At 46.6% G+C, this 1,245-nt stretch carries 1 protein-coding gene; it reads right to left on the reverse strand.

Translation table 11 applies throughout. From position 1 onward, the window contains the following. Positions 1-36: 36 nt before the first annotated feature. Positions 37-1,227 (reverse strand): elongation factor Tu, encoded by a 1,191-nt coding sequence (gene tuf / locus ACT3RN_RS15710; RefSeq protein WP_192520999.1) that lies wholly within the window; start codon positions 1,225-1,227, stop codon positions 37-39. Positions 1,228-1,245: the final 18 nt, after the last annotated feature.

The raw sequence follows: 1,245 nt of genomic DNA on the forward strand, positions 1-1,245 counted from the left end.
TTAACCTACATCAGCATACACTGATGGGATTAATCATTAGTCAAGTACGTTAGCAACAACACCAGCGCCTACAGTACGGCCGCCTTCACGAATTGCGAAGCGAAGACCTTTGTCCATAGCGATTGGGTGGATAAGCTCTACGCCCATCTCAACGTTATCACCAGGCATTACCATTTCAGTACCGTCTTGTAATTGGATTGCGCCAGTTACGTCAGTGGTACGGAAGTAGAACTGTGGACGATAGCCGTTTAGGAATGGTGTGTGACGACCACCCTCTTCTTTTGACAGTACGTATACTTCTGCGTCAAACTTGGTGTGAGGTGTGATGGTACCTGGCTGAGCTAGTACTTGGCCACGTTGTACGTCTTCACGTTTAGTACCACGTAGTAGTACGCCACAGTTTTCGCCTGCACGACCTTCGTCAAGCAGTTTGCGGAACATTTCTACACCAGTACAGGTGGTTTTTTGAGTGTCACGGATACCAACGATTTCGATCTCGTCACCAACTTTTACGATACCAGATTCAACACGACCTGTTACTACGGTACCACGACCTGAGATTGAGAATACGTCTTCGATTGGCATTAGGAATGCTTTGTCAACGTCACGCTCTGGCTCTGGGATGTAAGTATCTAGTACTTCTAGTAGTTCTACTACGGCTGGTTGGCCATATTTGTCTTCTGAGCCTTTTAGGGCTTCAGTTGCTGAACCTTTGATGATTGGAGTGTCATCACCTGGGAAGTCATAGTCATTCAATAGTTCACGAACTTCCATTTCTACTAGTTCTAGTAGTTCTTCGTCATCTACCATGTCACATTTGTTCATGAATACGATGATGTATGGTACGCCAACCTGACGTGATAGCAAGATGTGCTCACGAGTTTGTGGCATTGGGCCGTCAGTTGCTGATACAACTAGGATTGCGCCATCCATTTGAGCGGCACCAGTGATCATGTTTTTAACATAATCGGCGTGACCTGGGCAATCAACGTGAGCGTAGTGACGAGTAGCTGTGTCATATTCTACGTGTGAGGTGTTGATGGTGATGCCACGTGCTTTTTCTTCTGGTGCTGAGTCAATAGAAGCGTAGTCTTTGGCTTCGCCACCTGATGTGATTGCTGCTACTGTTGCGATTGCAGCTGTTAGTGTTGTTTTACCGTGGTCAACGTGTCCAATGGTACCGACGTTGACGTGTGGCTTGTTGCGTTCAAACTTGGCCTTTGCCATGGGTATTTCCTCTTTTTT

It is taken from the genome of Psychrobacter sp. AOP5-GZ1-6, from assembly GCF_052376345.1.
Classification (GTDB): domain Bacteria; phylum Pseudomonadota; class Gammaproteobacteria; order Pseudomonadales; family Moraxellaceae; genus Psychrobacter.